The sequence below is a fragment of the Streptomyces sp. NBC_00091 genome (genome assembly GCF_026343185.1).
Taxonomy (GTDB): domain Bacteria; phylum Actinomycetota; class Actinomycetes; order Streptomycetales; family Streptomycetaceae; genus Streptomyces.
On sequence record NZ_JAPEMA010000001.1, the window covers coordinates 1,589,928 to 1,616,448 of the forward strand.

At 69.3% G+C, this 26,521-nt stretch carries 31 protein-coding genes; 11 read left to right on the forward strand and 20 right to left on the reverse strand.

Going from position 1 to position 26,521, the window contains the following annotated elements; translation table 11 throughout:
• Positions 1–198 carry a hypothetical protein gene (locus OOK34_RS06905; RefSeq protein WP_267032984.1) on the forward strand — a complete coding sequence of 66 codons (198 nt, stop codon included), beginning with the start codon at positions 1–3 and terminating at the stop codon, positions 196–198.
• Positions 199–304: 106 nt separating this feature from the next.
• On the opposite strand, the gene OOK34_RS06910 is transcribed toward OOK34_RS06905, so the two are convergent.
• Positions 305–727 (reverse strand): ML domain-containing protein, encoded by a 423-nt coding sequence (locus OOK34_RS06910; protein WP_267032985.1) that lies wholly within the window; start codon positions 725–727, stop codon positions 305–307.
• A 210-nt stretch (positions 728–937) separates the two neighbouring features.
• On the opposite strand from OOK34_RS06910, the gene OOK34_RS06915 reads away from it, so the two are divergent.
• From OOK34_RS06915 to OOK34_RS06945, 7 genes are all read left to right on the forward strand, one after another.
• Positions 938–1,135 carry a hypothetical protein gene (locus OOK34_RS06915; RefSeq protein ID WP_267032986.1) on the forward strand — a complete coding sequence of 66 codons (198 nt, stop codon included), beginning with the start codon at positions 938–940 and terminating at the stop codon, positions 1,133–1,135.
• A 231-nt stretch (positions 1,136–1,366) separates the two neighbouring features.
• Complete coding sequence (locus OOK34_RS06920) at positions 1,367–1,648, forward strand: hypothetical protein (protein WP_267032987.1); 282 nt, start codon at positions 1,367–1,369, stop codon at positions 1,646–1,648.
• 85 nt (positions 1,649–1,733) lie between these two features.
• Positions 1,734–1,928, forward strand: coding sequence for a hypothetical protein (locus tag OOK34_RS06925; RefSeq protein WP_267032988.1), 195 nt, complete (start codon positions 1,734–1,736; stop codon positions 1,926–1,928).
• A complete protein-coding gene (locus OOK34_RS06930) occupies positions 1,925–2,176 on the forward strand; it encodes a Tn3 family transposase (protein WP_267032989.1) in 252 nt (83 codons plus the stop codon). Before OOK34_RS06925 ends, OOK34_RS06930 begins: the two co-directional genes overlap by 4 nt.
• A gap of 1,001 nt (positions 2,177–3,177) precedes the next feature.
• Positions 3,178–5,895, forward strand: coding sequence for a serine protease (locus tag OOK34_RS06935; RefSeq protein ID WP_267032990.1), 2,718 nt, complete (start codon positions 3,178–3,180; stop codon positions 5,893–5,895).
• A 253-nt stretch (positions 5,896–6,148) separates the two neighbouring features.
• Positions 6,149–6,460: a hypothetical protein gene (locus OOK34_RS06940; protein ID WP_267032991.1), complete on the forward strand. Its 312-nt coding sequence runs from the start codon at positions 6,149–6,151 to the stop codon at positions 6,458–6,460.
• 233 nt (positions 6,461–6,693) lie between these two features.
• Positions 6,694–6,939 (forward strand): peroxidase family protein, encoded by a 246-nt coding sequence (locus OOK34_RS06945; RefSeq protein WP_267032992.1) that lies wholly within the window; start codon positions 6,694–6,696, stop codon positions 6,937–6,939.
• On the opposite strand, the gene OOK34_RS06950 is transcribed toward OOK34_RS06945, so the two are convergent.
• On the reverse strand, positions 6,899–7,357 hold the full coding sequence (locus OOK34_RS06950; protein ID WP_267032993.1) for a helix-turn-helix domain-containing protein: 459 nt from the start codon (positions 7,355–7,357) through the stop codon (positions 6,899–6,901). The genes OOK34_RS06945 and OOK34_RS06950 overlap by 41 nt on opposite strands.
• A 69-nt stretch (positions 7,358–7,426) precedes the next feature.
• Here OOK34_RS06950 and OOK34_RS06955 point away from each other — a divergent pair, with 69 nt between their 5' ends.
• Positions 7,427–8,116, forward strand: coding sequence for an NADPH-dependent F420 reductase (locus tag OOK34_RS06955; RefSeq protein ID WP_267036652.1), 690 nt, complete (start codon positions 7,427–7,429; stop codon positions 8,114–8,116).
• A 23-nt stretch (positions 8,117–8,139) separates the two neighbouring features.
• On the opposite strand, the gene OOK34_RS06960 is transcribed toward OOK34_RS06955, so the two are convergent.
• From OOK34_RS06960 to OOK34_RS07030, 15 genes are all read right to left on the reverse strand, one after another.
• Entirely contained in the window at positions 8,140–8,613 is a 474-nt protein-coding gene (locus OOK34_RS06960; protein ID WP_267032994.1) for a hypothetical protein, read from the reverse strand.
• Between the two features lie 23 nt (positions 8,614–8,636).
• Positions 8,637–9,050 carry an OmpA family protein gene (locus OOK34_RS35335; protein ID WP_323183406.1) on the reverse strand — a complete coding sequence of 138 codons (414 nt, stop codon included), beginning with the start codon at positions 9,048–9,050 and terminating at the stop codon, positions 8,637–8,639.
• A gap of 238 nt (positions 9,051–9,288) precedes the next feature.
• Complete coding sequence (locus tag OOK34_RS06970) at positions 9,289–9,876, reverse strand: hypothetical protein (RefSeq protein ID WP_267032996.1); 588 nt, start codon at positions 9,874–9,876, stop codon at positions 9,289–9,291.
• 30 nt (positions 9,877–9,906) lie between these two features.
• Positions 9,907–10,542, reverse strand: coding sequence for a pilus assembly protein TadG-related protein (locus OOK34_RS06975; protein WP_267032997.1), 636 nt, complete (start codon positions 10,540–10,542; stop codon positions 9,907–9,909).
• Positions 10,543–10,547: 5 nt separating this feature from the next.
• Positions 10,548–10,781, reverse strand: coding sequence for a hypothetical protein (locus OOK34_RS06980; protein WP_267036653.1), 234 nt, complete (start codon positions 10,779–10,781; stop codon positions 10,548–10,550).
• 125 nt (positions 10,782–10,906) lie between these two features.
• Positions 10,907–11,593, reverse strand: a complete 687-nt coding sequence (locus tag OOK34_RS06985) for a response regulator transcription factor (RefSeq protein WP_267032998.1) — start codon at positions 11,591–11,593, stop codon at positions 10,907–10,909.
• Positions 11,590–12,702 (reverse strand): sensor histidine kinase, encoded by a 1,113-nt coding sequence (locus OOK34_RS06990; protein ID WP_267032999.1) that lies wholly within the window; start codon positions 12,700–12,702, stop codon positions 11,590–11,592. Before OOK34_RS06990 ends, OOK34_RS06985 begins: the two co-directional genes overlap by 4 nt.
• 3 nt (positions 12,703–12,705) lie before the next feature.
• Positions 12,706–13,614: a DUF5936 domain-containing protein gene (locus tag OOK34_RS06995; protein WP_267033000.1), complete on the reverse strand. Its 909-nt coding sequence runs from the start codon at positions 13,612–13,614 to the stop codon at positions 12,706–12,708.
• Positions 13,615–13,630: 16 nt separating this feature from the next.
• Positions 13,631–14,569 (reverse strand): type II secretion system F family protein, encoded by a 939-nt coding sequence (locus tag OOK34_RS07000; protein ID WP_267033001.1) that lies wholly within the window; start codon positions 14,567–14,569, stop codon positions 13,631–13,633.
• Positions 14,566–15,909 carry a CpaF family protein gene (locus tag OOK34_RS07005; RefSeq protein ID WP_267033002.1) on the reverse strand — a complete coding sequence of 448 codons (1,344 nt, stop codon included), beginning with the start codon at positions 15,907–15,909 and terminating at the stop codon, positions 14,566–14,568. The genes OOK34_RS07000 and OOK34_RS07005 overlap by 4 nt, the downstream gene beginning before the upstream one ends.
• Complete coding sequence (locus OOK34_RS07010) at positions 15,906–16,283, reverse strand: TadE/TadG family type IV pilus assembly protein (RefSeq protein ID WP_267033003.1); 378 nt, start codon at positions 16,281–16,283, stop codon at positions 15,906–15,908. Before OOK34_RS07010 ends, OOK34_RS07005 begins: the two co-directional genes overlap by 4 nt.
• Positions 16,280–16,657: a TadE/TadG family type IV pilus assembly protein gene (locus tag OOK34_RS07015; protein WP_267033004.1), complete on the reverse strand. Its 378-nt coding sequence runs from the start codon at positions 16,655–16,657 to the stop codon at positions 16,280–16,282. Before OOK34_RS07015 ends, OOK34_RS07010 begins: the two co-directional genes overlap by 4 nt.
• 3 nt (positions 16,658–16,660) lie before the next feature.
• Positions 16,661–17,938 carry an AAA family ATPase gene (locus OOK34_RS07020; RefSeq protein WP_267033005.1) on the reverse strand — a complete coding sequence of 426 codons (1,278 nt, stop codon included), beginning with the start codon at positions 17,936–17,938 and terminating at the stop codon, positions 16,661–16,663.
• A 7-nt stretch (positions 17,939–17,945) separates the two neighbouring features.
• Entirely contained in the window at positions 17,946–18,647 is a 702-nt protein-coding gene (gene cpaB, locus OOK34_RS07025) for a Flp pilus assembly protein CpaB (RefSeq protein WP_267033006.1), read from the reverse strand.
• Positions 18,648–18,686: 39 nt separating this feature from the next.
• Entirely contained in the window at positions 18,687–19,562 is an 876-nt protein-coding gene (locus OOK34_RS07030; protein WP_267033007.1) for a hypothetical protein, read from the reverse strand.
• 395 nt (positions 19,563–19,957) lie between these two features.
• On the opposite strand from OOK34_RS07030, the gene OOK34_RS07035 reads away from it, so the two are divergent.
• Positions 19,958–21,628: a glycoside hydrolase family 18 protein gene (locus tag OOK34_RS07035; RefSeq protein ID WP_323183477.1), complete on the forward strand. Its 1,671-nt coding sequence runs from the start codon at positions 19,958–19,960 to the stop codon at positions 21,626–21,628.
• 125 nt (positions 21,629–21,753) lie between these two features.
• Entirely contained in the window at positions 21,754–23,085 is a 1,332-nt protein-coding gene (locus tag OOK34_RS07040) for a M14 family metallopeptidase (RefSeq protein ID WP_267033009.1), read from the forward strand.
• Positions 23,086–23,136: 51 nt separating this feature from the next.
• Here OOK34_RS07040 and OOK34_RS07045 read toward each other — a convergent pair whose 3' ends face one another.
• The 3 genes from OOK34_RS07045 to OOK34_RS07055 all read right to left on the reverse strand — a co-directional run bounded on the left by OOK34_RS07045 (position 23,137) and on the right by OOK34_RS07055 (position 26,244).
• Positions 23,137–23,781, reverse strand: a complete 645-nt coding sequence (locus OOK34_RS07045) for a hypothetical protein (protein ID WP_267033010.1) — start codon at positions 23,779–23,781, stop codon at positions 23,137–23,139.
• A gap of 75 nt (positions 23,782–23,856) precedes the next feature.
• A complete protein-coding gene (locus tag OOK34_RS07050) occupies positions 23,857–24,276 on the reverse strand; it encodes a RidA family protein (RefSeq protein WP_267033011.1) in 420 nt (139 codons plus the stop codon).
• Between the two features lie 69 nt (positions 24,277–24,345).
• Entirely contained in the window at positions 24,346–26,244 is a 1,899-nt protein-coding gene (locus tag OOK34_RS07055) for a transposase (RefSeq protein WP_267033012.1), read from the reverse strand.
• Between the last annotated feature and the right edge of the window lie 277 nt (positions 26,245–26,521).

The following is a 26,521-nucleotide window of genomic DNA, read 5'->3' on the forward strand; positions in this document are numbered from 1 at the left end:
ATGGCCGACGTCACATGGGAAGACCCGTACTGCGGCGAGGGGAACAACTGCTACCGGATCGGGGTGGACGGGGACGGCAACAGCTACATCGCCGTCGCGGGCGCCGAGGCCGCGTACCTCACCGACACCACCAGCGCCCTGCGTCAGCTCATCCGGGACATCAAGGCGGGCAAGGCCGACCACCTCCTGGACGACTGACCGGCCCCGGACGGAGCCCGCGCTCGCCCCAAGGGCCGGCCTCCGTCCGAGTCGTCAGGCCGGGTACGTACGAGGCCTGATCACGTGGCAGGCGTGACCGAGAAGGTCACCCGCCCATGAGGTCGAGGTGGATCCTGAGGCTGGCGAGGTCCTCGTCATCGGCCGTGAAGGCGCTGATCTCGCAACTGAACTTCGCCTGCGGGGCCTCCTTGGGGAAGTCGAATGTCAGGGTGAAGTTCGTGTCGCCTGCCGGGATCGGGCTATTGCCGTCGCTCGTGTCACAGGCCAGCTTCAGATCGCCACGGCGCAGCTCGTCCAGAAGGTCGAGCCGCTTGGTGAGAAGCTTGATGAGGCCCAGTTTGACGACGACATCGACGTAGGCGCCGTCTTCGATGGCGGTCACCACTCGGCCGTTGAGGGTGAAGACGGCAGTCTCCCCGCGGACCAGCGGGTCCGGGGTGACCGAGACGCTCTTGACCTGAAACACGTCCTCCGGCATTCCGACGTCTTCGTACATCCATTTGGTCATGCGGAACCCTCCTGGTGGGAACAGGTGCTGAGTAGGGAGATGCGTGCTCAGTCTCAGGTGCTGCCGCGGGGAGCCCTCGGAGCCCGGGACCTCAAACCACCCGTTCGAGTGAGGAAGACACTGGACGGACAAGCCCAGGGCCCGGGGAGCACAAAGCCCCGACTACTGCACAGCGAGACCCAACTGCCCAGCCACTCTGAGAGGGACCCGATGGCCGACATCACTTGGGAAGACGCCTTCTGCGGCGAGGGGAACAACTGCTACCGGATCGGGGTGGACGGGGACGGCAACAGCTACATCGCCGTCGCGGGCGCCGAGGCCTCGTACCTCACCGACACCACCGACGCCCTCCGCCAGCTCATCCTCGACATCAAGGCCGGCAAGGCCGACCACCTCCTGGACGAATGACCGGCACCCGATCGCGTCCTGAGATGGAGACGGCCCGACGGGGCCCGGTCCGAAGACCTCCGCTGTGAGGCGGTGAGCAAACCCCGTCGGCCTAAACGAATCCCGCTAGAGGAGACCGCCCCACCGTAACCAACAACGCCCCCCTGTCGCATCCTCCATTCGCAGGCTGGTGCGGACGGACGTAGCGTCGTAAGTAGCTGCGTTTCCCGTGAGGCGAATCGAGGTATCGCCATGGCCGTTTTGGTCCACAGCCAGGGGGCGGCCTGGAACCAGGAGCTCTACCAGACGATCTTCGACCGGGTCATCCCGGACCGCGCGAACCCGCCTGCCGGACTGATCATCCATACGGGGATGCCCGGCGACGGAGGCGGGTGGGAGGTCGTCGACGTGTGGGAGTCGCAGGCCGCGTTCCAGCGCTTCACAGAGGACGTCATCATGCCTGCCGCGCAGGAGCTCGGGGCGCCGCCGTTCGACACGAGGGTGGTCGAGATCTACAACCTGCTGGTCACTTAGCCGATCGCTGGGAGCTGTCCGGCCGATCAGTGCTCATCACCACCCTCTGGAGGGGGTCCTGGGGCGCGGCGACGGGCCGGTCAGGTTGAACGGCGTCGGGAAGCTGATCATCTCGCCGCTGACGGCGGAGGACATCCCGTCCAAGGCCAAGGAGCTGCACGCCGAGCTGGCGCGGATGCTCAAAAGGAACGTGATCGCCTGTCTGATCGAGCTCTACACGAACCTCGGTCTGCACGGCATGGCCGCGTCCTGCGGCATCCCCTACGACGTGCTGGCGTGACCGCGGAGTGGTACATCCGCGAGGAGACCCTGCGCGAGGCGAACATCTGCCTGGTCAACTACCACCAGAAGCTGCCGGTGACCGCGATGTTCGGCTCCGGACCCTGTCCTCCCCCGACGGGCAGCGGTTCCCCACGCGGGGACACGCACGGCGTCACCCTGGTCAACTTCGGCCTGTTCGACCTGGTCGGCAAGCAGCCCGGTCGCCGATCACTGGGACGACCGGCCGCCCCCTGGCGGGGTCGCTGAAGTACGGGCACGCCACCGCCTCGCTGATCGTCGGCAAGCCTTCGGCGTCATCCCGGCAGAACGCGCTGGCCGCCGCGCTGAAGGAGTACGGGGGCGCTCCGCAGCACGATCTACGCGGCGAAGTACCTGTCGGACTAGGGCTACCGGTGAAAGATCGCCCGACAGCTGAACAAGGGCGAGTCCCTGTACGCCCTGCGCCGCCAGCTCCACTACGCCCGCGAGGACAAGATCACTCCGCCGTCAGCCCGAGCAGCAGAACGAGCAGGCGTGGTGCCTGACGGTGACCAGGGACAACCGGCCGCCGCGGACCATGGCCGTGGACGAGCCCGGAGCCCGGCTGTAGAGCAGCAACCAAGCCGCGTGGCGGCAGATGGCCCGCCATCTGAGGGCCACTCAGCGCGCTCTCGACATGCCCCGCCGGAACCCACCCCGCGGTACACCGCAGGCACAGCCCGGTCCTTGGCTTCTCGCCAATCACGGCCGTCTCTCTCCAAAGCTGCGGAGGTGGGGAGCCGGGAAGCGGAGATGCTCCATGAACCCATCGTGAGCTGAGCTTCGACACGCCGCGCCGGCTCCGGGCCAGCGGGAGTGGAACGGAGGCGGTCGGTGGTATCGGGCCAGGATGACGCCCGACAGTCAAGAAAGGGCACACACCCACAACTGAATCGACTCTACGTTCGATCACTCATCCGCAGGTTTGGGTTCACACGAGGTGAGCCCGGGTGGTTCGACGAAGGGTTGAGTGAGTGCGAGTGAGACTTCCGCTCCGATCGGTAGGTGTCGGAGCGTGTACAGCAGTGGTTCTCGTGTCCGCCGCGGCAGGCGCGGCGGCGAAGCCCCCGACGCCTTCGCCCACAGGGCTGCCGCCCGGTGCCGCTTCCTACTGGACAGCGAAGGAGGCGCAAGCCCTCTTGTCCCCGAAACAGATGGCGGCCGCCCGGTTATGGAAGCCCCCGGCCGCCGCAGGCGCGGCGCCGACGGCGGAGACACTGGGTTCACGTGTGCCGACGCAGGACCCGGACGGGCCGGACGCCGGGGTGCTCTTCCGAATTTCCAAGGGGACGGTCTACTTTTGCGGCGCGAGCGTCGTCTCCAGCCCACACCGCAACCTTCTCGTGACGGCCGCCAACTGCTTGACCGGAGACGCCGAGGACAAGCTCGCCTTTGCTCCGCACGTCCTGAAGAACACCTCAGGCGCCCTGGAAGCGCCCAGGGGCCTCTATGCCGTCAAACAGCAGGGCAACCGGCCCATGGTGTGGACCGACTCCCGGGGCCAGGCTCAGTCGGGTGACGCCTCTTCCCCCTCAGGTGTCGGCTTCGCGACGGTCGACAAGGGCATCAAGAGCGAGCAGCTTGAGGACACAGTCCCAGGTCACCGTCTACTGACGGGTGCCGAGTACACACACAAGGGTGTTCGAGTCGCCGGCCACGGTGTCGCGGAAGAACCGGTCAAGGCATGCATCGGTGACACGTCCAAGGCGGACGTAGCCGACTCCAAGAGTCCGTACCTGCGGCTCGACTGCGGCAAGCCCGGCACAGACCTCGCCGACGGCTCGGCGTTCATCACCGACTACGACACGAAAACACGTGTCGGAAGCATCATCGGCGCCTCGGAGCGAGTCACCTCCCCTGACCGCCTCTCCGCGGTCTACAGCCCGTACCTCGACACCACGGTCCAAGACCTCTACGAGGAGGCGGTCCGCGGCAGCAAACCGGCCGCCACACCTCCGATCACCCCGCCGGGCACGAGCCCCTCACAGGTGCCACCCGGCCCAACGCCCTCCGGCACCCCTGCCACGCCTCCCAAGCCCGCCGACCCGAGCCCTTCTGACGGCGGCGAGATGAGAGCCACGCCCGCCCAGATCGCCGCGGCGAAGGAGGTGGAGGCGTACTGGACACCCGAGCGCATCGCCAAGGCCGTCCCGGTGGACATCGGCAAGACGTCCGACGCCAGTGCCGCGCGGGAGAACGGTGTGACAGCAGCCGCGCCGTCCCACTTCGACAACAACGGCGTGGCCACGGTCGGCGTGTTCCTCATCAACGAGGACGACGATCCCCAGTCGGACCCGGGCGGGCGTGATCAGTTCTGTTCCGCGAGTTCCGTGGCCTCACCGACCAAGTCGCTCGTGCTGACGGCTGCGCACTGCCTCAGTGACAACGACCGGTTCAAGCGACTGGCGTTCGCTCCCGGCTGGAAGCCGGACCCCGCTGCCCCGCAGACCCGTGGAACCGCGCCGTACGGCATCTTCCCGATCGAGCGGGGAAAGATCTGGATCGACGGCCGGTACCTGTCGCAGGGGCCCGCAAAGGCAGATGACCTCGACTTCGCGTTCCTGAAGACCGGCCCCAACTCGAGGGGACAGTTCCTGGAGAACGCCACCGGGATGGGCAACACCCTCACCACGCTCCAGTCGAGCCAGTTCAACCAGAAGAACGTGAGCCTGTTCGGGTTCCCCGGAGGGTCCAAGGCTCCGCTCGTGTGCCCGTCAACGAACACCACCGGGTTCTCCGGACGATTCTTGAAGATCGCCTGCAAGGGCTACGAGGGCGGTTCGTCCGGAGGGCCCTTCCTGCGCAACTTCGATGGCAAACGCGGCGATGTGATAGGTGTCATCGGTGGCTGGAAAACCGGCGGACCGATCCCCGACGAGTCCTATTCTTCACAGTTCGACGCCGATATCGTCCGCCTGTACAACCAGGCGGTGAACGACTACGCGCCCGACACCCCCAACGGCGATGCGACGATGGGCAGCGCGGACCTCTGGAAACACGCCAACGGCGCCGCCTCGGGGACGTTCCACACCAGCTCCCAGCAGTTCGGCGACTCGGACCTCGTCGTCAAATGGGACGACGGCGAAGTCACCCTCTACCCGGGAGACCAGAACTTCGGATTCCACACAGGCTGCAAGCCCGATGCGCCCTGTGAGACGCAGCTGGCCAAGCCCAACGCCATGTGGAAGGACTACGCCGACGTCATCACGGCCGGAGACTACGCGGGGACCAACGCGTACGACCTGCTGGTCAAGTGGGTCGATGGTGAAGTCACCCTCTACCCGGACATCAGCGAGAGCACCCGGCTCCCCACAGCACTGGACCAGCACCTTCCCAACGAGATCACGCTCGCCGCACCCCACTCGGTATGGGAGTACGCCCGCGGGTTCGCCACCGGCAAGTACGCCGGCAACCAGTGGCCCGACGACCTCATCGTCCGCTGGAACGACGGCGAGGTCACCAAGTACATCGACATCGACGGCAACGGACTGCACGCCGAGGAGCAGCTCGCAGCCCCGAACGACCGGTGGAAGACAGCAAGCCTCATCACCGGCGGCGACCTCGACGGTGACAGCAACGGCACCACAACTCCCAACCACGACCTGCTTGTCGTATGGACCAGCGGAACGGTGAGCGTCTTCCCCGACGTGAACTCCGGACGCCTGCAGAACGAAGAAGTCGTCGTATCAAGCTCCACCTGGACCCACGCTCGTGTCATCGCCCTCGGCGAGTACGGCATGAACGACTGGGAGGACGACCTGTTCGTCCGCTGGTCGGACGGCGAAGTCACCATGTACGGCAACACTCAAGCCGGCGGCATCGGCCGCGAGTACCAGCTAGTGCCCCCACCCGCAGCAGCGCGGGCAGCCACGGAACAAGGCGCCGTCCGACCGGACGACCCCTGTGCCAAGGTATGTGGACCGGAACTGTATCGCCGTAGTCGCTAGACCGGCAGCCGTGGGGACCCCGCCGGCAACACGCGGGGCCCCCACGGCCCAAACCAAGGAATGCTGTATGCGGATACCAAGGTCCTTGATGGTTTTAACCGTCGCTGCTGCCCTCACCGGGTGTACGAGCACTGAACCGCCCCCGTACGAACCGGGAACGATATGGGAGCCCGACGACGCCCTGCAAAGAGCACAAGCGGCTCTGAAGGATGGTGGCACACCGTCACAGCTCGTCCTCAAAGGAGCCCCGTACGTGGCTGGGGGCCTGGACAAGACGCTGGAAACAGGAGGTGACAAGCCCTACCGCTTTGACGCCGTCTGCGACAGCACCGATGTTCCCAAGATGACCCTCGTCCTCTCACGGGGCACGTCAAAGAAGCAGTTCGACATCGATTGCACAGGCACGAATGTCGTCCGCGTCAACTTCCCTGCAGGAGCTCCCGTCACCGTCAAGATCGCACCAGCAACCGGGAACCCCACACCCATGGGCCTGGTTGCTTGGTACCTGATGACCCTTGAGCCCGCCGACGTGCACGGCTGCGCTAACGACATTGAGGGCTGTTAGCCTGCGGCCTCCAGCCTTGCCAGGGTGCCCACTGTGACGGCGTGTGCACGGCGGACTCGGTCATCGCAGAAGCTGAAGAGCAGCACAGCTGGGCCAAGCACGAATCCTCGCTGCACGCCGTGAGGACGAATTGCCGCCTCAGCCGAGGAGCAGGAGCAGCCCCTACGCAGTCCCTCACGAGCCGTTGCCTGTCCGTCTACGAGCCTCCGGAGCGGTAGATCGCTCTCGAGGCGATGCGCAGCATCCGGCTCACCGGTGCGCCGCCGCTGGACCTGGTCGCCGTGGACATCCAGCGCGCCCGCGACCACGGCTTCCCGGACTACAACCAGTGCCGCAGTGCGTACGGGCTACCGCCGTACCGCACGTTCGCCGAGCTCACGCCGGATCCGGCGATCAAGGGCACGAGGATGTCGGACGTGATCAAGCGGAACACGCAGATCACGAACATTCAGGACGACGTCTTCCATCTGCCGGTCTGAGGATCCTGGCCCGGCGGTCTCTACGGTGGCCGAAGCGGGTCTGGGCCTCCAGTACGGCTTCGGCGTAGCGTCCCGCCCACGCGCCCATCGCCCGGATCGGGCCCTGCAGCGCGACGCCCGCCTCGGTGAGGGCGTAGTCGACGCGCGGTGGGGCCTCGGCGTACGCCCTGCGTACGACCAGGCCGTTGTACTCGAGGCGGCGCAGGGCCTCGTTGAGTACCTTGGGGCTGATCCCACCGGTGCGGGTGATCAGCGCCCGGGGCCTCATGGGGCCGTCCTCGCCGAGGATGAACACGATCACGCTGTCCCAGCGGTTCGCCAGCACCTCGAAGGCCACCCTCGCCCGGCAGTCCGCCGCGAACTCCTCGCCGCCCAGGTCCTGTTCCTGTCCCTGTTCCTCTATCGCTCCGTCGGCCATGTCTCCATCCTGCCCGGCCGATGCACACCATGTGGTGTGCATCGGCACGCCTAGCGTCGTTCCCGTCGCATCCCGCGACACGACGACAGGAGCAAGCGCATGCGCATCGGCATTCTGGGAACAGGGGCCATGGCGACGGCCCTCGGCGGGGCCTGGGTACGAGCCGGCCATGACGTTCGGGTGGGTGGACGGGACACCGATGCGGCTTCCCGCACCGCGCGGCGGACCGGCGCCGCCGGGCACGGCAGCCTCGCGGAGGCGGCGGCCCACGGGGAAGTGGTGCTGACCGCCGTACCGGCGGATGCCGCGCCGCGGTTGGCGAAGCAGCTGGCCCACGTACTCGCCGGGCGGACGGTGATCGACTGCACCGTTCCGATGGCGCCGGGCCCGGACGGCGGCCCGGCCCTGACCACGGACGGCGTCACGTCCGTCGCCCGGCTCATCGCGGACGCCGCCCCCGACGCCCACGTGGTGAAGGCCTTCGGGGTGTGCCACGAGAGCATCTGGACCCTGGACCGTCCGGCCTTCGAAGGGGCGCCGCTGGCGGTGCCGTTCTGCACCGACGAGCCGGGCGCCGCCACGCGGGTGGCGGAGCTCATCGCCTCCATGGGCTGTACGCCGTTGCCCTGCGGCGGTCTGGGCCGTGCCGCCCTGTTGGAGGCCACTGCCGTCTTCGCCATCGGCGTCTGGTGGTCGGGCGCCGAGGCCCGCTTCGCGTTTCCGTCCCCGGCGCTGGCCCCGGGGGCGGTGGACGACTAGAACGTGTCCCGCGCGTACGAGCCCTACTCCACGACGAAGGGGGCGTAGCCCACCGGGACCTCGCTCACCTGAAGGTCAGAGAAGAGCAAGGTCAGGTTGTGCGCGTTGGTCTCCATCCGTACCTCGTGGAAATCCATTCCGAGGGCCTTCGACCAGCGTCGGGTCGCCTCCGACTCGGGGAGCAGCTTGGCTCCCGGGTAAAGGCAGTGCCACTTCACGCCCCAGACGTATCCGTCGAGGTCGACACCGGATTCGTGGTCGATGAGCCGGTCGTCCAAAGAGATCCGCCAGATGCCCGCCGGCACGGACGTCTCGCACCGGGCCTCAACGCAGTACCTGAAGAGATACCGCAGGTGGGCTGGCGGGATGCCCGTACGGGGATCAGCCGTCGCGTAGACGATGACCTCGTAGTCGCGCATGTAGTTGGTGTATCCGTGGTGCACGACAGCGTGATCGAAGGTCTCGTCCAGCATCTGTTCCAGTACGGCAGCATCCATGCCGCCCTTCTACCTCACTCGGCCTAGCCGGTGGTGCTGCGGGGGAAGGTGATCTCGACGCGACGGTTCTTCTTGCGGCCCTCTTCGGTGGTGTTGTCGGCGATCGGGTAGTCCTCGCTGTAGCCGCGGACGTCGTAGGTGATGCCGGGGCTGGTGACGGTCTTGGCCAGCTCGGCCTGGACGGCGTCGGCGCGCTGCTTGGAGAGTTCCTTGCCGTGTTCGTAGCTGCCCTGGTCGTCGGTGAAGCCGAAGACGCGGACGCGGGTGGCTTTTTGCTGGTTGATCTCTTGGGCGATGGCTTGTATGCGGGCGCCCGCCTGGGCGTTGAAAACGGCGCTGTTCTCGGGGAAGAGGACCTCTGACTGCAGGGCCATCATGACGTTCTGGTTCGTCTCCTGCCGGCGTTGCTCCCCGCCGAGGTCTTCGACGACCTCCACGAGATCCAGGATCTTGGGGGGCGCAAGGGTGCCGCCCTGTGGAAGCTTCAGTCCGGGGGACCTGGCATCGATGGGCAGTGGTGCAGATGCCGACGGCTCGGTGCCAGGCGGGACCGATGGCTTGACATCGTCAGCGTACGCGGCGGTCGCCCCGAGAAGGTGGGCACCGGCGACGACGAGCCCGGCGACTGCAATGGCCGCGGCAACGCGGTGTCGGCCAATGAGCTGTGTCATTACGTCACCCCGAGATCTTGATCGTGGCCGTGGCGAACGTGGGAATCCCGAAGTCAACCTCGCTGGTGCTGGTGGGCGGCGCCGGGAACTGCGCAAAGAAGGGAACGGACTCCCCCGGCCCGATACGCGTAATGCCAATTGTGCAGGAGCAGCGGCCCTCGGTGTCTCGCAGAACGTAATAGCGCTTCTTACCCTGCTTGTCGATCAACGTGGCACCAGCGACCGAGGCCGCACTCGCGCTTCGTTCATCACCACGCCAAGCCGCAGTCTCAACGTAGGCCTGAGTGCCGCTGTTCTTGATCAGTCCGCTGACCGTAACGAAATTACCGGCATCGCGGATGGCGGAATTGATCTCGAGGGTGATGCTCGCCGGACCCTTGGCAGTAGCGATGACCTCTACGGGGCCGGGAGCCTTGGTCGCATTGGGCGCGGAAGACTGTGCAGTACTGCCTGACTGACCCTGCGCTCCAGCGGACTTTTGCGGAGCCTTCGGCTGCTCGTCGCCCCCGCACCCGGTCAGCGTGAGCGCCAGGACCGCCGCCGCTGCAACAGTCGCTCCCCCACGGACCTTAGCCATGTGCCGAATGCCCATCTGTGACGCTTCCTTGTCTCTTGTTCCTCGTCAGTCGACGAGACGCACGCTGAAGAGCTTCCTGCCCAACTCGCGTAGTGAGCCCGGCTTCATCGGATCGAGCTTGACCGGATCGCCTTTATCGCAGGCAAAGGTGACTGCCGGAGCCGTCGACGCGGTCGGCGTAGGCCCTGGCGTGCTTCCCCCTGCAGGAACGGTAGGCGCTGGGCTGGGGGTGGCCACCGTTCCCAGGTGGCACTTCGACTCGACCAAAGCCGTGGCTGTCGCCGATCCGTGCATGCTGTTAGTGCCCGGAATCACCGAATCGCCGACTGTCCGGTTGCTCTCCACCTTGACGGTGAACCTGGGCGGTGACGCCTCACACTGCGCCCTCGCATCGTTGCGACCCGCGAAGACATCGGCCTGGGCGCAGGCGCCATTCGCCTTGAGATAGTCCCCGTCTGCGATCTTCCTCCAGTCCTCAGGCTTCAGCGCCGTGAGGTCGAGGCCGAACAGGACCTTGTCTCGGGCCTCTCGTCCAGCTGCCAAGGCAGCCGCATCCGCCGCCCCTTGAGCGTCGCTACGGGTCACGGCCGCTTGACCGACGACGAAGAAGGCAAGCGCGGCGAAGAGCAGGCCAGCCACTACCACGACATAGATAGGGAAGGCCTGCCCTCGGTCTCGCAACTTGCTCAGCCGCCGGCCTTGATGTCCTCGACCGCCTTCGCGATCTTGTTCGTAATTGCCGTGCCGATCCCGGAACCGACGATCGCGCCGATGATCACCACAACCACCAGGATGATGCCCAGGTACTCGAACGCGGTCTGACCCCGGTCGAGGTTCGAGTAGCGCTTGCGGATCCGGGACACGGCCGTGTCGGTCCAGCCGGTCAGGCGGATCTTCGCCTCGACCGAAGCCTTCAGCAGCGAGTTGTGTGACATGGGGGTTCCCTCCCGGGCCGGTGCCGCTGTTGATTTGCGGACCGTACGGCGAGTGACGAGAGATAACCAAGGGTCCCGGGGCCCAAATACGGACCCACTGCGCACTCCGTCTAGCCATGACCGGCCACCCCTGGACGGGCGGTTCCCAGCCAGCGGGCTATCGCCTCACTCCGCGACGTGCTCTGGAGCTTCGCGAAGATGCGGTTGATGTGGTTCTTGACCGTCTTCTCGCTGATGAAGCAGGCGCCGGCGATCTGCTGGTTGTTCATTCCGGACGCGATCAGGTCCATGATCTCCACCTCCCGCGAACTCAGGCCGAACGCAACGGAGTTGTGCATGCGCTCCGTAGACTGTGCCACAGAACGTTGCTGTTGCGAAGAGGACCGGAGTTCCGCGAGGACCGCCGTCGCCGCCGTCGGGGTGAAGTGGGCGCGGCCGTCGCGGATGTCGCGGACCGCGCGGACCAGGTCGTCGGCGGTGAACTCGCCGTGGATGAGGTACCCGCCCGCGCCCAGGAGGAGGGCCTCGCGGACGATTTCTGATTCCTGGCTGTACGTCAGCATCAGGACCGGGGCCAGCCGGACCAGGTGCGGCAGCGCCGAGATGCCGTCCACCCCCGGCATCCGGACGTCCAGCAGGATCACGTCCGGGGCGTGGAGCCGGGTCAGGTGCAGGGCCTCGTGGCCGTCGCGGGCCTCCGCCACCACCCGGAGGTCCGCGGCCGTCTCCAGAAGGGTGCTCAGGCCCGCCCGGACGACCGGGTTGTCGTCGGCGATCAGGATGTCGATCGGGGTCATCGGATCCCCTCCAGGGGGAGCGAGAGACGGACACGGGTGCCCGGGCCGGCCGGGCGGGGGCCGAGCGACAGGGCGGCTCCGATCGCCGCCGCGCGTTCCCGCATGCCGAGCAGGCCGAAGTGGCCCGGGGGAACGACGGACGGCAGGCCCGCTCCGTCGTCCTCCACCGTGAGGGTGAGGGTCTCCCCGGCCGCGACGCTGACCGACACCTCGATGCGGGAGGCGTCCGCGTGGCGCCGGGAGTTCTCCACCGCCTCGGAGGCGATGGACACCAGGTGGTGGGCCACCGGTGGGGGGAGGGCGGGCAGGGCGCCCGAGGTGTGGAGGTCCGCCCCCAAGAGGCGGAGGCCGGCCAGGAGCGAGACCTCCTCGTGGCGCAGGTCCGTCAGGAGGGATCGGGATTCCGATGCCGCGCGGCGGGCAGCCGAGGAGACCAGCTCCGCCTGACGGCGGATCGCCTCCGGGTCCGAGAGGCGGGCCAGGGCGTCCGCCGCCAGGGCCAGGCCGTGCAGGGTCTTGGACACCGAGTCGTGCATCTCCCGGGCCAGCCGCTCCCGCTCCTCCCGGACCGCCTCCGCCGCCGCCAGCCGCGCCCGCGTCTCGGTCAGGCGGAAGAGGAAGTCCCGGATGGAGGAGCCGGTCGCCCCCGTCAGGACGCAGAGGAGGGACAGGACGAGGCCGCCCCCGAGGGCCGCCACCGCCACCGTCTGCGCGGCCGCGAACACCGCCGAGCCACGCCAGCCGTAGACCAGCCCCGCCAGCAGCGGGGTGCCCAGGGCGACCAGGCCCAGCGGGGAGGACGGCGTGGCGGTGATCAGCAGCAGCGCGCCGACCGCCATGTCCGCCGCCAGCAGCCACCGGTGGCGCAGCAGCAGCGGCCCGAAGCGCTCCCAGTCGCGGTACAGGACGTACGACAGCATGAAGGTCAGCAGGAGGGAGCCCCCGACCAGGTACGTGGGGACCCCGCGCGCCGTGCGGTCCAGCGCGAGCGGCGCGCCGAGGGGGATCATGACCAGCCGTACCGCGAAGACCTGGCGGCACAGGGCCTGGAGGGCGTTCACCTGGAGGCGTAGCGAGGGGGAGGGAGAAGGGGAAGGGGAAGGGGGCACGGATCAGCCACCCCCCAGCAGCGCGCCGAAGTCGACGTTCGCACCGTAGACGAAGCCGCAGACGAGGAGGATCAGCGTCCCCGGAAGCATGAACATCGTCACCGCGAAGGTGGCCTTCGGCACGGCCCGGGCGGCGCGCCGGCGGGCGTTCTGGGCGTCCGTGCGCCGCATGTCCTCGGCGATCGCGATCAGGGTGTCCACGATCGGGGAGCCGAGTTCCTCGCCCTGCTGGAGGGCGGTCACGAACTGCGCGACCTGTTCGCTGTCGTTGCGGCGGCGCAGCTCGTCGAAGGCCTGGCGGCGGCTGACGCCCATGTCCATCTGCTGGAGGGTGATCCGGATCTCGTCCGCCCACGGGCCCTCGTACTTGCCCGCGACCCGCTCCAGCGCCTGCCGGAAGCCGAGCCCCGCGCTGACGACGACCGCGAGGACGTCCAGGAAGTCCGGCAGGGTGCGCTCGATGTTGTCGCGGCGGATCCGGATCGCCGACCACAGACCGGCCTCGATCCAGAACAGCCCGAAGGCGATCATGAGCAGGGCGGGAACGAGCTGCTCGTTCATGAGCATGGCCAGGGCGCCGAGCCCGCCGAGGAAGCCGTACACCGCGCGCCGGGCCGCGTACCGGTCGATCGTCAGACCGGCCGGGTTGCCCGCCATGTCGATCTGGCGGCGCTTGCGCGCCACCTGCTTGGGGCCCATCAGCCGCAGCACCATCGGCGCCCAGCGGATGCCGAGGCGGTCCACGACGGAGCCGACGGCCGTCGTACGGGTCGCGCCGACCTCCAGGGCGAGGGCGAGGTCGGTCGGGAGTTTGACCTCGGCGCGGTAGAGGCGGATGCCGTGCAGGATGCCGAAGACCGACAGGGCCGTGGCGAGGGCCAGGAGGAGAGGGAGCAGAGCGGTGGTGGTCATGTGGCGTCGTCCCCCCTCACACGTCGATCTTCGAGAGCCTGCGGATCAGGATGAAGCCCAGCGCGAAGAGCCCGAGCGAGACGAGCACCGCTGTCTGCCCGACGATGGCGCCGGTCATCCGGTCGAGCGCCCCCGGCATCATCATGTCCACCAGCAGCAGCGAGCCGAGCCCGATCGCCGGGACCAGGTACGCGGTCACCGTCACCTGCGAGAGCTGCGTACGGATCTCCCTGCGCGTTTCCTTGCGCTGCTCCAGGGTGACCGTGAGGTTGCGGAGGCTGCCGACGATGGCTCCGCCGGCCCGCGCGGACAGGACGAGGGTGGAGACGAGGACGACCAGCTCCCGCGACGGGAGCCGCTCCACGATCTCCCCGAGCGCCTCCTCGATGGAGTGGCCGACCGCGAGCCGGTCCGCGACCCGGGCCAGTTCCTCCCCCGCCGGGGCCTCCAGCTCCTCCGCCGCGATCCCGATGGCCGTGCGCAGGGCGAGCCCGGCCTGGGTGGCGTTGGCGAGGATCCGGGCCAGCTCGGGGAGCTGGTTGATGAACCGCTCCGTACGCCGGGCCCGCTGCCAGTTGAGGAAGGCGTTCGCGGACCAGAGGCCGATCAGCCCGGCCACCGGGCCGAAGAAGGGCGCGAGGAGGGAGGCGAAGAGCAACCACGTCCCGGCGACCGCCATCAGCATGTAGACGAAGAACTCGCCCGGGGTGAGGTCCAGGCCCGTGGTGGCCAGCTTGAGCTCGATGCGGCGCCCGAACTTCGTGCCGCGCAGGCGGCGGTCGACCCCTTGGAAGCGGCGCCGGCGGCCGACGGTGTCCGGGGCGCCCTCCGCGGAGAGGCGTTCGAGGAGGGCGGCGCGCTGGGCGAGGCCGGCGGAGTACGCGTGCACCCCGAGGGACACGAGCAGGCCGGCCAGCAGGGTGGCGCCGAGGGTGAGGAGGACGAGGTTGGTCACAGGACGGTCCGGGAGGTGAGCGGGTCGAGGAAGTCCTCGGGGGCGACCCCGAAGGCCTGGGGGATCGGCTGGTTGCTCATGTAGAGGCGCTCCGCGATCCGGCGGGGCAGGGGGGCGTAGGCGAAGTAGCCGTGCACGCGCCCGTCGGCTCCCATGGGCTGGGCGATGTAACGGCAGACCGTGGTGATCCGGAACGGCTCTCGGCCGTGGGAGTCGAGGATGGAGATCTCCGTGATGCGGCGCGAGCCGTCGCCGAAGCGGGTGAGCTGGACGATGACGTTGACGGCGCTGTTGATCTGGTCCTGGAGCGCCTCGAAGGGGATCTCGACCTCCGACATGGAGGCGAGCGTCTGGAGGCGCATCAGGGCGTCCGAGGAACTGTTGGCGTGGACGGTCGCGAGGGAGCCGTCGTGGCCGGTGGACATGGCCTGGAGCATGTCGAGGGTCTCGCCGCCGCGGACCTCGCCGACGATGATGCGGTCGGGGCGCATGCGCAGGGAGTTGCGTACGAGGTCGCGGATGGTGATCTGCCCCTTGCCCTCCACGTTCGCCGGGCGGGATTCGAGGCGGATGACGTGCGCCTGCTGGAGCTGGAGTTCGGCGGAGTCCTCGATGGTGATGACGCGCTCGCCCTCCGGGATCAGGCCGGAGAGGGCGTTGAGGAGGGTGGTCTTGCCGGTGCCGGTGGCGCCGGAGACGATCAGGTTCATCTTGGCCTGGACGAGGCCGGAGAGCAGGAGCAGCATCTGCTCGTCGAGGGAGCCCAGGGCGATCATCTCGTGCAGGGTGAAGGCCCGCGGGAAGCGGCGGATGGTGAGCGTCGCGCCGGTGAGCGAGAGCGGCGGGATGATGACGTTGACGCGCTCCCCGCTGGGCAGGCGCGCGTCGACCATCGGATTGGCCTCGTCCACGCGGCGGTTGACGGTGGAGACGATGCGCTCGATGGTCTGCATCAGCTGCTCGTGCGAGGCGAAGCGGATCGGGAGCTGTTCGACCCGGCCGGAGCGCTCGACGAAGATCTGGTCGGGCCCGTTGACCATGATCTCGGAGATGGAGGCGTCTTCGAGGAGCGGTTCGAGCACGCCGAGACCGAGCGCCTCGTCGACGACGCGGCGGATCAGCTGGGCGCGCTCGGCGGTGGAGAGGACGGGGCCCTCGCGGCTGATGATGTGCCCGAGTACGCGCTCCAGGCGCGCCCGGCGCTCGGCGGGCGCGAGCGCGGACATCTCGGCGAGGTCGATCTCCTCCAGCAGCTTGGCACGGTAGGAGGAGACGAGCCGGCCGTCCTCGCGGGGGCTGTGGCGGTCGTCGGGGGTGTTGACCCGGGAACGCAGGCTCATGGGCGGGCTCCGTTCGGGTCGTCGTTGGGCATGACGGCCGTTGCCTTGGCATCTGAGACGTCCAGTCCCGGCACGATCGAGTTGATGGGGATCGTCACGGTGGCGGTGACCGCGTCGGCGCTCTTGCTGATGTCCACCGCGACGGCGAGACCGCCCCGGACGGCGGCCTGACCGGCGGCCGCCCCGCCCGAGCCCTTTCGGGCCTCCACGCGGGCCGCCGTGCGGGCGGCCGTGTCGGCCTGTTCGTGGACGTACGCGATCCAGCCCAGCTGGATCCCGCACAGTGCGACGAACAGCAGGATCGGCACGAAGCCGATGTACTCCAGGGCGACTTGCCCCCGGTCGGAGCGGATCCGCCGCCGGTTCCGGTTCACTCCGCCTCCTTCTCCATCGCCGCGCCGCCCGTGCCCGTGATCTCCCCGAAGTTGAGCCCGGGGTAGAGGACCGGGATCTTGAGCGTGACCGTCGCCTTGTAGATGTCGCCGGACCGGCCGCAGTCGGTCTGGAGTCCCCACGCGCCGCTGATGTGCTTGCCCGCGGCCGCCGCGCAGGACCCCGCGTCCCCGTGCACCGCCCCCGCCCGCGCGCCCTCGTCCGCCGCGTTCCCGGCCAGGGAGAACGCGTAGCCGATCAGTACGCACTCCCACACCGCCGCCACGAGCAGCAGGATCAGGGGGACCATGCCGACGAACTCCAGGGCCACCTGGCCCCGGTCCCGGTCCGCGTCCCGGTTGCGCGCCCCCCGCATCCGTCAGCCCTCCCGGCCGCGCCGCAGCCGGGCCACCGGGCCGGCCGCGCGGACGGCGAGGGCCGTTCCGGCAGCGGCGGAGGCGGCCGGCTGCTTCTCGCGGGAGGGGGCGGCCGAGAGCAGTCCCAGCTCCCCCGCCACCGCCCACAGGGCCTGCTTCACCGTCGAGCGGTTGTCGAGGTCCTGCACCCGGCCCGCGTCCACGACGGCCTGGAGTTCCTTGAAGGCGGCGGGGACCGTGGTGCGGACGGGCCGGGTCTTGGTGATCTTCTCGATCAGCGAGGGCTGGATCTCGGTGTGCTTGCTCCAGCGGTTGACCACCATCGCGGTGTCCTCCGCCTTGCGCACCTGGAGCCGCTCCCACATGCGGACCATCCGCTTCGCCGCCCGTACGGCGACCACGTCGGGGGTGGTGACCAGTACGGCCACGTCCGCCTGTTCCACGGCGGCGGCGTTGGCGCCGGTCACCTGGGTCCCGCAGTCGATGACGACCAGCTCGTAGCGGGCCCGCAGGGCGCTGATGACGTGCCGGGTCGCCCGCTCGTCGACCTCCTCGCCCCGCTCCCCCTCCGCCGGGGCCAGCAGCAGCGCCAGTCCCGTGCGGTCCTCGTACACGGCGTCCTGGAGGACCCGCGGCGAGATGTCCTGGATGCCGGCGAGGTCGGCGATGGAGCGGCGGAACTGCACGTCGAGGTAGGAGCCGACGTCCCCGGCCTGGAGGTCGAGGTCCACGAGGGCGGTACGCCGCCCCGAGGCGGCCGCCGCGAGCGCGAACTGGACGGCGGTGAAGGTGGTGCCGACGCCGCCCTTGGCCCCGGTGACGGTGACCACCCGGCCGCCCGGGCCGGAGTACACCTCCGCGCCCCGGCCCAGGTGGCGGCGTACGCCCACGGACCACAGGGCGGCGGCCTGGACGCGGGCGGCGAGTTCCTCGTACGAGAGGGGCAGGCTGATCAGGCCCCGCGCGCCGGAGTCCATCGCGGCGGAGAAGAGCCCGGGCCCGGCGTCGGAGGAGAGCAGGACCACGCCCACCGCCGGGAAGCGCAGGGCGACTTCGCGGATGAGTTCCAGGGCGGGGACGGGGCCGATCCGCTCGTGGACCAGGACCACCTCGGGGAGTTCGTCGATGGACTCCGCGGCCATGCGGCCCAGGGTGTCCAGGAGGTGGGTGGAGTCGGGCACGGGAGGGGCGGGCTCGGCGTCCGGCAGCTGGCTGAGCAGGGCCACGATGGAGCGGGCGGCGTCCGGGTCGCCCGCCGCGGGCAGGATTCGGGTGGTCATCCGCGCCTCACTTGTCCCCGTCGAGGGTGTACGTGCGGTCGGCCGCGCTGGGGGCCGAGTCGGTGCCGGGGGCCACGAGGGCCAGGCGGACGTGTTCCGCGAAGGACTCGGCGTAGGCGACGCGCTGGGTGTCCTTCGTGTTGAGGGCGAAGGTGATCGGGACCGCCTCGGCGGGGCCCTTGCGGTCGCTGTCCTTGTCGAGGGCGGTGAGCTTGCCGACGCCCAGGACGCGGGCATTGGCGACGATGATCACCGAGCGGGAGGGGTCGGTCTCCTTGGCGCCCTTGAAGGTGGCGATGATGTTGACCTTGGCGCCCGAGGTGATCTTGCCGGCCACGCCGGTGGCCGCGTCGATCATGATGGCGATCTCCTGCTCCCCGGCCTGGAGCTTCGGCTGGTCGACGAACATGTCGCTCTGGAGCAGGGAGCCCTTCTTCAGGGTGGTGAGCGCGATCTTGCCCTGGAGGGCGCCGAGGTCGTCGACGGCGGTGTCGGACAGCCACCGCTTGGGGACCTTCACCTCCTCGAACTGGCCGGCGGTGAGGGCGCTGTACGGTGCGATGTCGCCCTTGACGCGGTACGCGACGACCTCGGCCCCGACCTTGGAGTTGACGTCGCCGATGACCACGAGGACCCCGGCGAAGGCGGCGAGGGCGCACAGGACCGACAGCAGGAGCAGGATGACGCCGCGGCGCTGGCGTGAGTTCATCGGGCGTACTACCTCGCCGTTCTTCGTTCGTTCGGGTGGTCAGGATCCGGATCTGGTGCGGGCGGCGGTCGCGGCCTCGGGCGGCGGGGCGGGCAGCGGGGCGGCGCAGAATCCGCAGCGGTCGCCGATGAGCTCGAAGCCGCACCAGCCGCACTGCTCGCGGCGCACCGAGGCGACCAGCTGGTAGAGCACGGACACGTCGGGGATGGCGGCGGCGAACTCGACCAGCTTGGGCGTGGCCCACCAGCGGGCGGAGTCGGCCGGCAGCGGGTTCTCCATGACGCCCTGCACCTGCCAGGCGGGGGCCAGTTCGGCCGCCACCCAGTCGGAGGCCAGCGCTCCGCGCGCGAAGGTGAGGTGGGTGGCGAAGGCGGGTCCGGGCGGCAGCACCCCGGCCGCGGCCTGGGTGCCCAGCCTGGCCAGGTGCGGCTCGGGGTGGGCGAGTACGGCGAACTGGGCGCTGGGCGACCAGGAGCGGGCGTGCGCCTTGAGGCCGACCGGTACCCGGTCCAGCTTCGCGACGCTGCCCAGCAGGGCGCCCGCGTAGATGTAGTGGGACAGCAGCCGGGCGGCGGAGGCGATCACCCCGGGGCTGAAGTCGCAGACGGTGAGCTGGCGCAGCTGACGCACCAGCACGGCGGTGCCCAGCGGCGGGAGATCGACCTCGAGGAGCGCGATGCGGTCGGTCTCCAGGATGGCCCGTACGGTGCGCAGGCGGCGCACGGTGGCGGGCGGCAGCCAGGGCGGTACGACGGCCACGAGGTGGCCGTGCCGCTCGAGCAGGGCGGTGGTCTCGGCGAGCGAGCCCTCCAGGTCGGTTTCGCCCGGCGGGCGCAGTACGGCGGCCCCCGGGGTGTGCCGGTCGGGGGCCGGCAGCACCAGATCGGTACTGGTGACAGCGATGGCGGTCGGCACGCGAATCCCCCCGTTCACCCTCTACGCGGCGCCCGTTCGCCCGGCCGTCGGGCGGCCTTCGGTCACGCGCGCATGCTGCGCGACCGCAAACGATCGGCGCTGTTCCCCCTTGCCCGAGCACCATATCCGCGACGCCCCTGGCAGGGCAGGGCCTTGAAGATTCCCGTGCCAGAAGCACATGTCACAGGAGGCGGGAAACCCGGACAACAGGGATCGGGGCTCCGAGCATTTCAAGCCACATTGCAAACACTCTTGACACGGGGATTGGTCTGGACCAACTTGGCTGCGCCGGCCCTTGGTCGCGGGGACCCCACTCCCGCCCGCCCGTACCCCCCTTCCGCTTCTCCCCTTCCTCCCCCCACGGAGCCCACGTGAACCGCATACGCTCCCTCGCCCTGCTGGGCGCGGCCACCCTCACCGCCGGCGGGCTGACCGCCCTCGCGGCGGGCCCCGCCCAGGCCGCCGACATCAACGTCGCCCGCAACGGCGGCTTCGAATCCGGTATCGCCAACTGGTCCTGCTCCGGCGGCTCGGGGGCCGTCGTCTCCTCCCCCGTCCACTCCGGTTCCGGCGCCCTCAAGGCCACCCCGGCGGGCTCGGACAACGCCCGGTGCAGCCAGACCGTCACGGTCAAGCCGAATTCCACGTACACGCTCAGCACCCAGGTGCAGGGCTCGTACGTCTACCTGGGCGCGACCGGCACCGGCACCCAGGACGTCTCCACCTGGACCCCCGGCTCGGGCGGCGGCTGGCAGAAGCTGTCGACCACCTTCACCACCGGGCCGAACACCACCCAGGTCACCGTCTACACCCACGGCTGGTACGGCCAGCCGGCCTACGTCGTGGACGAGTTCAGCGTCTTCGGCCCGGACGGGGGCGGCGGCACGGACCCCGGCCCGAGCCTGCCGGGCGCGCCCTCCGGGGCCGCCGTTTCCGGCCAGAGCCAAAGCGGGCTCACCCTTTCGTGGAACGCCGTCAGCGGGGCGAGCGGCTACCACCTCTACCAGGACGGGGTGCGCGTCCAGACGGTGACGGGCACCTCCGCCCCGGTCTCCGGGCTCGCGCCCGCCACCTCGTACTCCTTCCAGGTGAGCGCGTACAACGCGGCGGGCGAGGGGCCCAGGTCGGCGCCGGTGACCGGCACCACCACCGGGGGCGGCGGCACGGACCCGAACCCCTCGGTTCCCAGGCACGCCCTGACGGGCTACTGGCAGAACTTCAACAACGGCGCGACGGTCCAGAAGATCTCCGACGTCTCCGCCCAGTACGACATCGTCGCCGTCTCCTTCGCCGACGCCACGGCCACACCCGGCGCCATCGCCTTCAACCTCGACTCGGCGGGCCTCGGCGGCTACACCGTGGCGCAGTTCAAGGCGGACGTCGCCGCGAAGAAGGCGGCCGGCAAGTCGGTCATCCTCTCCATCGGCGGCGAGAAGGGCACGATCTCGGTCAATGACTCCGCCTCCGCCACCAACCTGGCGAACTCCGCCTGGGCCCTGATGCAGGAGTACGGCTTCAGCGGGATCGACATCGACCTGGAGAACGGCCTCAACCCGACGTACATGACCCAGGCGCTGCGCGCCCTGTCGGCGAAGGCGGGCCCCTCGCTCGTCCTGACCATGGCCCCGCAGACCATCGACATGCAGTCCACGCAGGGCGGGTACTTCAAGACGGCGCTGGCCGTGAAGGACATCCTGACGGTCGTGAACATGCAGTACTACAACAGCGGCGCGATGAACGGCTGCGACGGCAAGGTCTACTCGCAGGGGTCGGTGGACTTCCTGACGGCGCTGGCCTGCATCCAGCTGGAGGGCGGCCTCGACCCCTCGCAGGTGGGCATCGGCGTCCCGGCCTCGCCCAGCGGCGCGGGCAGCGGCTACGTCTCCCCCACCGTCGTCAACAACGCCCTGGACTGCCTGGCCCGGGGTACGAACTGCGGCTCCTTCAAGCCCTCGAAGACCTACCCGGCGCTGCGCGGCGCGATGACCTGGTCGACCAACTGGGACGCCAAGGCGGGTAGCACCTGGTCGAACGCGGTGGGTCCCAAGGTCCACGGACTGCCGTAGGCGGTAGAGGTGTGGGGGTGGCTGATTCGGTCCGGTGAGCCCATTGGGTTCTTGACCGGAACATGCCATGAGAGCACGCTGTGCGCGTCCGCACGGCACCCCCACACTCCCACCCAGGAGAACGCATGCGGCTCCACAACCGCCGAAGGGCCGCGGTCACCGCGGCCCTGCTGGCGCTCGCGCTCGGCGCACCCGCCTACGGCCTGAGCGCGACGGCAGCGCCACCGCCCACCCCCTCCACGGCCACCCAGGACGAGGCGATCGTCCAGTACGAGATCCAGGGCCCCTCCACGGCCGCCGAACGCACGGCCCTGCTGCGCACCGGGGTCTCGATCGACGAGGTGGACGCCCGCTCGGTCGTGGTCAGCGCCGACACCCAGCAGGCCAGGAGCCTGCGCGCGCTCGGATACGAGTTGAGTGCTCTGCCCGGGCCGCCGGACCGGAGCGAGCGGGGCGTCGCGGCGACCCCGATGGACTTCCCGTCGGCCGACTCCCGCTACCACAACTACGCCGAGGCGAACGCGGAGATCGACCAGCGCATCGCCCAGTACCCCGGAATCATGAGCAAGCAGGTCATCGGGAAGTCGTACCAGGGCCGGGACCTCGTGGCGATCAAGATCAGTGACAACGTCGCCACGGACGAGGCCGAGCCCGAGGTGCTCTTCACGGCCCACCAGCACGCCCGTGAGCACCTCACCGTGGAAATGGCCCTGTACCTGCTCAAGGAGTTCGGCTCCAAGTACGGCAGCGACTCCCGGGTCACCAACGCGGTCAACGGGCGCGAGATCTGGATCATCCCGGACCTCAACCCCGACGGCGGCGAGTACGACATCGCCACCGGCTCCTACCGCTCGTGGCGCAAGAACCGGCAGCCCAACAGCGGCTCCTCGTACGTCGGCACGGACGAGAACCGCAACTGGAACTACAAGTGGGGCTGCTGCGGCGGCTCCAGCACCAGCAAGAGCTCCGAGACCTACCGCGGGCCGGCCGCCGAGTCCGCGCCCGAGGTGAAGGCGGTCTCCGACTTCGTCCGCGGCCGGGTGGTCGGCGGCAAGCAGCAGATCACGGCCGCGATCGACTTCCACACGTACAGCGAGCTCGTGCTGTGGCCCTTCGGGTACACGTACAACGACACCGCGCCCGGCCTGACCGCAGACGACCTCGCCGTGTACAAGAAGATCGGCACGAGCATGGCCGCCAGCAACGGCTACACCCCCGAGCAGTCGAGCGACCTGTACATCACCGACGGCACGATCGACGACTGGCTGTGGGGCAACCAGAAGATCTTCGCCTACACCTTCGAGATGTACCCGGCCAACGGCGGCGGCGGCTTCTACCCGCCGGACGAGGTCATCGACCGCGAAACGGCGCGCAACAAGGACGCCGTGCTCCAGCTGCTGGAGAACGCGGACTGCATGTACCGCTCGATCGGCAAGGAAGCCCAGTACTGCGCCTAGTCGCAGAGCGAGCCGGGGCGCCCCACCGCCAGGGGGGCGCCCCCCTTACGTTCACGGGCCGAGCGCGCCCAGGCACTGGAAGTGGACGACCTCGCGCGTGGGCGAGTCGCGCTCCGGCGAGGAGAGCAGCACCCAGAAGTGCGGGCGGCCGCCGAACCCGCCGCCGAAGGTGCCGCGGATCTTCACCGGCTGGGACCGGCCGGCCTCCAGGACCCCGGACCTGGGCTCCACGACCACGTTCCGGGGGATGTTCACGCTGCCGAACTCGCGCTGGTCCGCGCGGGGCTCGAAGTCGAGGACCAGCACCTCCCACTTGGTCCGCCCGCCGTAGCCGAGGACCGTGAACCCGGCGTCGATCCCGGTACAGCCGACGTGCGCGATCCCGTCGCGGAAGTTGTCCGGGCGCAGGTTCTTCACCTGGGCCTGCCCGGGGTAGGGGGTCTTGGGCGGCGGGGTGGTGACCTTGCCCGGAGACGTCTCCGGAGAGGCCTCCGGGGTCTTCGAGGGGGTCTTGCCGGGCGACTTGCCCGGGGTCTTCGACGGCGTCCGGTCCGGGGTCCGGTCCGGGGTCCGCGACGGCGCGCCCCGGTCGGAGCGGTTAGGCGGATCCTCGCAGGACGCCCCGGTCAGAGCGGTGGCGGCGGCCAGGACCGCCGCCACCGCCAGCTTCCTCACACGTGCCCGTTCAACGGCCATGAGCCCTCCCTACCGGGAGTGTCGGGCCGCAGCGGGGGCGCGGCAAGCCCCGTACGTAGACGCCCGGACAGCCCGTCAGCCCAGGACGGCGAGCGCGTCGATCTCGATCAGCAGGCCGGCCGGGAGGCCCACGTAGACCGTTGTACGGGCGGCCGGGGCCTCCTTGAGGCCCTGGTCCTCGAAGTAGGCGTTGTAGATCTCGTTCATCTCGGCGAAGTGACCGGTGTCGGTCAGGTAGACGCGGATCATCATCACGTCGTCCCAGCCCGCGCCGCCCGCCTCCAGCACGGAGCGGACGTTCTCCAGCGTCTGGTGGGTCTGCTCGCGCAGCTTCGGCCCGGCGGTGGTCGGCGCCTGCCCCTCGACGGCCGGGAGGTAGCCGACCTGGCCGGCGACCTGGAGGATGTTGCCCTTGCGCACGCCGTGCGAGAACTTCGCGGGCGGAGCGGCGTGGGTGTCGGGGGTGACGGCGGTCTTCTCGCGGGTCTCGCTCACGAGGGATCCTCGGTTTCTGGGTCGGTCTCTGGTCTGGATTCCGTGTCGGAGTACTCCCGGCTGATGGTGTCAGCGGTACGGCGTATCAGGGGAGCAGCTCGAGCAGTTCGCTAAGACTTGACCCGTAATTCTCCAGAAGGTGAGTCGCGGGCTGCAGCCGGGGCGGTGTCCGGGCTTTCCGGCGTGGTCACGCACAGGGCGTGTCTCATCCGGGGTCGCTCGGGACCGCCATGCGGTAGTTCGGGGAGCAGAGGTTCCACGGCGTTGCCGTGGGACTGCCACGCGACCAGCACCGCGAGCGGTGGTCCGGTTCTGTGTGGTTGACTCCCGCAGGGCTTCTTCCAGCCCTTGTGCGAAAACGATCTGTGCGTGTCGGGACGCGGCAGTGTCCAGGTACGCGGTCTTGGGGTCGCCCGCGTCGGTGAAGCGGACGAACGCCGCGAGGGCGGCGATGAGCAGGCCGGGCGTGGTCTGGGACAAACGCTTTCCCCAGAGCCGGTACCAAGTGCTGATGTCGCAGTCCTCCACAACGAGCACGGGGCCGTGGGCGGCGACGATCTGCCGGGCGAGGAGGCGGGCGCGGTGGCCCCGGCGGTCGGCGGCTGAGGCAGCGGCTTCGGCCTGTCGGGCGCGCAGCTTCCGGTGACCAGTGGAGAGCCGGTCACGGTGGAACGCCTGCTTGGGCACACCGTCGGAGCGAGAAGCACGGGAACCGCCGGGCACACTGACGGCCTTCGGCTTGAGCCCCTCTTCCGCCCGGCGCTCGGCGCGCTTGGCCTGCTTCTTCGACAGGCCGTACTGCGCGGTATTGGTGGCCCGGCGGGAGCGCTCCAAGGCTCGCGCACGGCCCCGCCGATTCTTCGCTTCCCGCTCCAGCAGCGCCCGTTCCTCGGGGCTGAGGGTGATCTCCGTGGAAGCAGGGGCGCCATCAACCGGTGTGATGCTGGCGGGGAAGGAGACGACGGAGATGTTGGAGACGTTGCCGTCCACCCCGCCGATCCGGTCCAGGGCGGCGGCCCGCTCGCGCATCTGCCGCACGGCGGGAGCGGTGTAGCCGGGGCCGAGGATCATCAGGTGCGCCTCGTACACCCAGCCGCCCGGCGCGGATGCTTTGCGGCGGCGTACGAGATCGACCTTGTGCCAGCGGCCGGAGTTGGCGAGGAAGTGTTCGACACGCTTCCACTGGCCGGGCTGCTGGGGGATGCGCACCGGGAATACGAGGTCACCCGCGTGGGAGTCGGGGCCACCCGCGAACACCACGGCGAGCGGACCGGTGTGATCCCACCACGTCGCCTTCCGGGTGCCCGGCTTCCCCGACGCCGTGGCCTTGCCCGTGGGCACGACGCCTGAAGGTGCCGCCGGGACCGGCATCCGGCTGGGCTGTAGCAGGGTGTGCCGGTCGCTGCCGGTGTAGGCCATGGTGTGGCCGTCGAGGGTGCCGACCAGGCGGAAGGTCTCCCACTTGCGGTCGGTGGTGTGGGAGCGGGCGCGGCCGGGAATGCGGGTGTAGTCGTGCCAGCGGCCGGCCTTCGGACGGCCGTGCCGCTTGCCCGAGTTGTCGGGGAACAGGTGGCGCTGGACGCCGTTCCACACCTCGTCGGCCATGTGCATCGCCATGGCCTTCGAGACGTGGTGCTTCAAGTGCCCGGAGGATTCGAGGTGCTTGTACGCACACCGCTCCAGGGCCTCACGGGACAGGCCGAGACGTTCCCGCACGGCCTTCGCCCCGTGCTCGTCACGCTCGTTCTTGGCGGCCCAGTAAGCATCGACCTTGGCGCGGGCATCACGGTGGACGGCCCGCTTGACCGACCGCATGGAGCCGAGCAGCGTCTCCAGCCGGGCCAGGTCGGCGGGGTCCGTGACGGCCAGCGGAAGCACCATCACCGACACCTGCCCGTCCTCGGGCTTCTTCCACTTCGGGGCCTTGTTCTTCCCCCGGAACCTCCGCTGCGCCTGGGCAGCCTGCATGACCATCACCCCCCGTCACGAATTGATAACTCTGCGGCATCATACGTGAGCAGTTCGCCCATGAATGGGGTTTTGGGCCATCGCAATTCCTGAACATGAAGACGCCTGACAGGCGGCGGCACGATTCGAGGTCGCCGTCCAGCACGTCTACAACCTCAACCTCGATTCGTCAGCGGCGATCGCTGTTCGTTGAGGTGATTGGCTCACCCCATGTTGTCCTGCTCGGCTCCGACCGGGATCGTCGCGTGTCGCTGCAGGCTGCTTCCGGGTTCCACGT